The following is a 5,549-nucleotide window of genomic DNA, read 5'->3' as shown; positions in this document are numbered from 1 at the left end:
CCAGCAAAGCACGGTCCTCCAGCGGAAGACTCCACGGCCGGCCCTTCCGGATCGCGTCCGCACCCTGGCGCCGCAGAACCGTTACGAGCTTCCCGAAGGTGCGAGGACTCAGCCCGGAGAACGGGGCTATCCAGGAAGATTCCGACGCCGTGATCACACCAGCCATACCAAGATCGTTCCACGGTATGGCCGGCGGTTTGGTCCGCCTCTCAGCTCCCGCTCAGCGGAGACGTCCATGCGGGGTCATGTCCGGATCTCCTCGTAAGGTGCGCCAGCAGGTGCTCCGCCGCGAGAGAGGCTGTGTCTTGCGGCGCGCCGACTGCGGTCAGGGCGGTCATCAGCCTTGCTGATGCTGTGTCCGGCACGTTCGGATCGGTGAGGAGGGGAAGCAGCAGCAGGAAGCGGGTGGCCGTGTCCTGGACGCCTTCGTCCGTAAGGAACGGGCTGTCAGCGATCCGGAGAAGTTCGTGCCATGTCAGCCCTGTGCCCGAGAAATCTCCGTCCCAGCTGGCGATCTGCTGGGCGTAGCTTCTGTCTGGATGGGTGAGGAGGTAGTCGGTGCCGTAGTCGCCGTCCAGGTTTCGGTGGATCACCACGGCTCCAGGTCCGTCTTCTGCCGGCATCCTGAACACGGGCCAGTGCTCAGGGTCGAAGAGGACCTCGGACAGGGCATCGGCATCGGCGCCGTCCTCACCGAACCACTCCGGAACCGGGCGCTCGGCGCACCCCCCGTCGCTGCACATCGCCAAGAGGTAGTTCGACCAGAAGCCCGGGTGGAGCAGCAGTGACTCGCCCGGCACCAGCGGGCCGACGTCGTATCCCTTGATCAGCACCCCTCGATCCTGTCACCAGCCACTGAAGCGGTCCGATCCGGGCTGGCAAAGGGACACAGTCCAGTTATGGGACAGCCCTTAGGCGACGTCCGTGCGCGTCTTCCCGGAAGCGATTTGCCAGGCCCTTTAGTCCGGGGGCGCGGAGCCCTCAAGCGTGGGCTCGTCGCCTGCCTGCGCACCAGGCGGCCACTGCGCGTCCCGCGGGAGCGCACCAGGCAGAGTATCCGCGGCCACGTGACCGCTGACGTGCTGATCAGCGAGCGGCCGGCCGATGCCGGGGACCGTGCCGTTCCAGGCCGCTGGGAGGTGACGACCTCTCGTCGGCACCGGCCGGTCCGCGATCGGCTCATTGGTCGAGCGCAGTACGCGGTTCACCGTGCTGCTGCACCTGCCCCGGGTGGAAGGCTTCGGCAACTTAATGTCACCGAGTCATTTGAGAGCCACTGCTCCGGTGTGGATGGCAGCCAGTGCTGGGCTGTTCGTGGTGGTGATGTACTCGACCGTGATGGGTGTTCTCCGGTGAGTTTGGGAGCCGGTTTGGTGGGATCGGGAGCCACTATCGGGTGAGGTTTGCCAGGGGCGCGGAGTGTCCGTGAGGTAGCTGTGCTGCGGCGTTAGTTTGTGGCTGCGGGCCCTGGAAGCCACCTCCCTGAAGTCGTGGCCGGGGCCCGTCTGTTCGGGGCAGGTCCGTTCATAGTGAGAAGTGTTGTTCCAGGTCGTCGAGGATCTGTTTGAAGGGTCTGCGCAGGGCTGTGGCGGCGGGGCGCCTGTCAGCGCGGGCGTAGGCGGCGAGGTTGGCACGTGCTGCGGTCTGGGCCTGCTGAGGAGTTGTCTCGTGCAGGGTGTCCGTGATCGCTTTGGCGGTGGAGGCGGCGAGGCCGGGCAGATACCGGCGGGCCTCAGGCAGGACCGGATCGAGATCGTCCCTGCCGGTGAACTCGGAGACTTCTCTGGCAAGGGTTGCCAGGTGGGCGGTGAGCTGGTCGGCAGTGGCGATGACGCGGGCCAGACCCGTGACAGTCTCGCGGTTCCGGCGGCGCAAGGGGTTGAAACGCATGGCGCGTTCGGCCTCGCGTGCCCGGACGGCGTGACTGTGAATCGCTTCGATGTGGCTGGTGACGGAGGCCAGATTGTCCCGGGCTGTGCCGGGATCGGTGCCGAGGGCCGTAGTGGTGCTGGTGAGGGCCTGGATGAGACGGGTGCGGGAGTCAGCGGCGAGAGCTGCCAGGGTGCGGCGGGGGTCGGGGGGCCAGAGCAGCGGCGCGAGGAGAATCGTCACGGCGGCTCCTGCTCCTGTCTCCCAGAGGCGGTGCAGGGCGTAGGCGTCGGGGGAGGTGCTGGCGAAGACCAGAAGGGAGGAGGCCGGTACTTGGACGTTCATGGAGCCGCCGGCCCGAAGGACCATGCCGGTGGCCAAACCGACAGCCAGGACCAGGATGATTGCAGCGGTCGAGGGGTGCAGGAAGTTCAGGACGGCGATGCCGACGAAGACGCCCGCGACGACGCCTAGCACGCGCTGGAGGGAGGTGGCCAATGCGGTCATGGGGTCGCCGCGCAGGGCCACGAGCGGGACGATCGCGGCATAGACGGGCGGTTGCTCCGCTCCCAGCCACAGTGCCGTCTCCCAGGCAGCGGCGACGGTTACGACGATCCGTGCCGCTGCCGGTCCCTCGGTGGCGATCACGTCCCGAGCACGGCCGGATCTCTTCGTGCGTGCGGCGTGGCTGTTCACCTGTGGGTCTCGCCGCGGCGTTCACTCTCGGTCACCTGGTAACGGTAGGAGTCGGTGCCGGTCTGGATCAGGGTGCAGCGGAAGGTGATCCGGTCGGCGATGGCCGCGCAGAGCCGGGCGTCGCCGTCGGTGAACGGTGAGTTCGTGGCGACCGCGGTGGCTTTGCGTTCCTCACGCTCGGTGAAGATCTGGAACAGCAGCTTGGCACCCTTGCGGTCCAGGTTGAGGTAGCCGAACTCGTCCAGGCAGAAAAGGCCGATCTTGCTGTAGCGGGCGATGACCGAGGACAGGCGGCGGTTGGCATCGGCCTCGGCGAGCTCGTTGACCAGCGCCGAGGTGGTGGTGTAACCGACCGAGAGCCCGGTCTCGGCGATCTCGGTGCCGATCCCGATCAGCAGGTGGGACTTGCCGGTTCCGGAGTCGCCGATCAGCACGAGGGGACGTCCCTCGCGGACCCAGATCGGGGATTTCAGGTCGGCGACGAACTCGGGGGTGACCGGGTTCTTCTCGAAGTCGAAGTCCTCCAGCCGCTTGGGGCGGGGGAAGCGGGCCAGCCTCAGCAGCCGCTGCTGGCGGCGAAGGTCCCGGTCGGCGAGCTCGGCCTGCAGCATGCCGAGGAGGAACTGCTTGTAGGTGGCCTGCTCGCGCCGGGCAGTGGTTGCCAGGTCGATGAACCGGTCGCGGAACGCGGGCAGGCGAAGTTCCGGGCACGCTTCGTCGATGAGCATGTCCTCCGGGTCACCGGGCAGGGACATCCTGCGCCCGGGGACCTGGCCGGTGTCCTGATCGTCGCCCTGGTTGGTGACGGTGATGGTCGTGCACATGCGCCGTGGCCTTTCTGGGTCTGGCTGTCACGGCCGCTGGCCGGGCTCAGCAGCCGGTCGTTCTTACTCATGTCGGGCAGTGCCGGGCGTGGATCGGGCGGCAGACGGCGTGCGTGCAGGGAGCACCTGAGCCCCGACGCCCGCGGACGAGGGACTGTCCGTGGCTGCCTCGTAAGGGTCGGCCAGGAGCTCGGCGTCGTCCGCGTCGGTTCCCTCTATCGCCCTCTATCGCCTTGCGGGCCTCGATCGCGACGAGGTCGGTGGAGACCGATCCGATCCGCAGGCAGGTCTCCATCCGCCGTCACCAGTGCCTCCGGTGGGAGCTGGCGGTGCAGCAGGAGCACCCCGATCAGCATCCGGGTGCCCTCGCGGTCGTCGGCCTTGGTCTTCGCGGCCGCCCGGAACGCTTCGTGGACCTTGGTGAAGCCGCCTTCCGCGCGGGCCTGGGCAAGCGCGGAGGCCCCGGCGAACGCACCGGGCCTGTCCAGGAGGATCTCCAGGTAGTGGTCCAGGATGTCGTGGTAGGTGTATCGGCGCGTCAGCCGCGGGTGGCGGGCGGCGACCTTGCGTCCGTCGAAGACCCACAGCTCGTTCGCCCGCAGCTTCACCCGCACCTTGGTCCCGATGAACTTCGCCGGGACCCAGTAGTAGCACTGCCGGACCGTGATCCGCGAGCTGCGTGCGACGGTGGGAGTCAGGTCGATCCCGCAGTCGTAGTCGTCCGTCGGCAGCGGCCGCAGCCTCTCCCGCTCGGCCTCGTCGAACCCGATCGAGGTCGGGCGGCCGTGGATGCGCCGGGCGTCCTCCGCGATGTCGCTCGCCGTGAGGCGCTCGTTCAGCTCCGCCAGCGAGTCGACCGCCGGCGGCGGGACCAGGTGCTTGCGGCGGAACCGGCCGCCTTCATGCTCGACCCCGCCCTTCTCATGAGCGCCGTCCTCACCGGGAGCGCAGTAGAACGCGGAGAACTGGTACCAGGACTTGAACGACGCCCACCGCGCCGACTCCAGCCGGGAGCGGCCGAACAGCACCTGCTTGACGACGGGCTTCAGGTTGTCGTATCGGATGTGGACCGACGGGACGCCGCCCGGCTCCGTGAACGCTTCCAGATGCCCTTCCCGGAACGCTACCTGCGAGGCGGTGGCGTAGACCCGGTAGACCGCCTTGCCGGAATAGGACAGCCGCAGCGTGAACAGGACGCACTTGCGGCGCTGGCCGGCCAGGTCCAGCCAGAAGCCCGCGAAGCCGACCTCTGCTTCCTCACCCGGCCTCTTCGCTTGCGGGACCATCCCCTCCAGATGCCGACGGCCCTCCAGGGCCTCCGGACGGATCTCCGGACGCCGGCTGCGCACGTACTCCCAGGCCGTGGTTCGCCCGGCCAGCTCGAAATCGTGCTCAGCCGCCAGACGCTCGCTGACCCTCGGGATCGTGTGCTTCTGCTTCGCCGGCGCGTCCAGGTCCTCGCGCAGCGCGTCGATGAAGCCCTTCACCGGCTCCAGGACGCTCTGCCGCGGCGGCGGTGCTTTGCGTCTCGGCGGTACCGGCGACTCCAACGCCTTGCGCACCGTGTTCCGCGACACCTTGAATCGCGCAGCAAGCTCCCGCCCCGACAGCCCCTGCTCACGCCGGGCACGGCGGATTTTCTCGAACAGCCACTCCCGTGACCTGTGCACCAGGGGTCTCCCTGACCTGGACCGTGATCAACCGGCACAGCGTGACCGCCAGACGGCGCAACCCGGCGCGATTACTCCGAAAGCGGCATGTTCCACACCATCACACCAACCGGCTCCCAAACTCACCGGAGAACAACCGGCTCCGAATCTCACCGGAACCCTGGCTCTACTTCACCCCGGTAAAAACGGGCACCGAACCACGTACCAAGAGCGGGCCCGCGCTGGCCGGCCGCGGTGCCGAGACCGTGAATGACGCGATCACCGCCGCCATCACGACCCTGCCCGGGCAACTGCGCAGGCCACTGCCGCGGGACCGGGGCACGGAACCGGCCCGGCACGTCCAGGTCCGCGTCGATTCCGGACTCCAGGTCCTCTTCGCCGACCCCCACAGCCAGGCCGCCGGCTCCCTGATAGGCCTTGTCGGCCAGGACCGGGATGCCGAGCCGGATGCAGGTGGCGATGATCCGGTGCCGGCGAGCCGCGGTCAGAT

The 5,549-nt window shown here is 68.2% G+C and carries 4 protein-coding genes and 4 pseudogenes; 2 read left to right on the top strand and 6 right to left on the bottom strand.

All coding sequences use genetic code 11. The features are described from left to right. Positions 1-166: pseudogene (locus tag IF89_RS43405) on the bottom strand (IS5/IS1182 family transposase); the annotation flags it as partial. A 43-nt stretch (positions 167-209) separates the two neighbouring features. Next, the gene (locus tag IF89_RS0134130) at positions 210-833 is read right to left on the bottom strand and encodes a hypothetical protein (RefSeq protein ID WP_030776497.1); all 624 of its coding nucleotides are present in this window, start codon (positions 831-833) and stop codon (positions 210-212) included. A gap of 88 nt (positions 834-921) precedes the next feature. Between IF89_RS0134130 and IF89_RS48465 the strand changes: the two are divergent. Continuing rightward, positions 922-1,245: pseudogene (locus tag IF89_RS48465) on the top strand (transposase); the annotation flags it as partial. 279 nt (positions 1,246-1,524) lie between these two features. Here IF89_RS48465 and IF89_RS0134125 read toward each other — a convergent pair. From IF89_RS0134125 to istA, 3 genes are all read right to left on the bottom strand, one after another. After that, positions 1,525-2,517 carry an FUSC family protein gene (locus IF89_RS0134125; RefSeq protein ID WP_030776494.1) on the bottom strand — a complete coding sequence of 331 codons (993 nt, stop codon included), beginning with the start codon at positions 2,515-2,517 and terminating at the stop codon, positions 1,525-1,527. Between the two features lie 44 nt (positions 2,518-2,561). Further along, a complete protein-coding gene (istB, locus tag IF89_RS0134120; RefSeq protein ID WP_324605402.1) occupies positions 2,562-3,389 on the bottom strand; it encodes an IS21-like element helper ATPase IstB in 828 nt (275 codons plus the stop codon). Between the two features lie 215 nt (positions 3,390-3,604). After that, positions 3,605-5,059, bottom strand: coding sequence for an IS21 family transposase (istA, locus tag IF89_RS38990; RefSeq protein ID WP_420707002.1), 1,455 nt, complete (start codon positions 5,057-5,059; stop codon positions 3,605-3,607). A gap of 188 nt (positions 5,060-5,247) precedes the next feature. Between istA and IF89_RS48460 the strand changes: the two are divergent. After that, positions 5,248-5,451 (top strand): annotated as a pseudogene (locus IF89_RS48460) (IS30 family transposase); the annotation flags it as partial. Positions 5,452-5,457: 6 nt separating this feature from the next. Here IF89_RS48460 and IF89_RS45275 read toward each other — a convergent pair. Next, positions 5,458-5,549, bottom strand: a pseudogene (locus IF89_RS45275) (IS5/IS1182 family transposase); the annotation flags it as partial.

Origin of the sequence: Streptomyces sp. NRRL F-2664 (assembly GCF_000719345.1) — a bacterium.
Classification (GTDB): domain Bacteria; phylum Actinomycetota; class Actinomycetes; order Streptomycetales; family Streptomycetaceae; genus Streptomyces.
Note: the sequence above shows the minus strand (reverse complement) of the source record. Positions and strands in the feature narration are given on the sequence as shown.

Coding starts and splice junctions, on each gene's coding strand:
- istB (WP_324605402.1), bottom strand. CDS start 3,389: ATGTGCACGACCATCACCGTCACCAACCAGGGCGACGATCAGGACACC.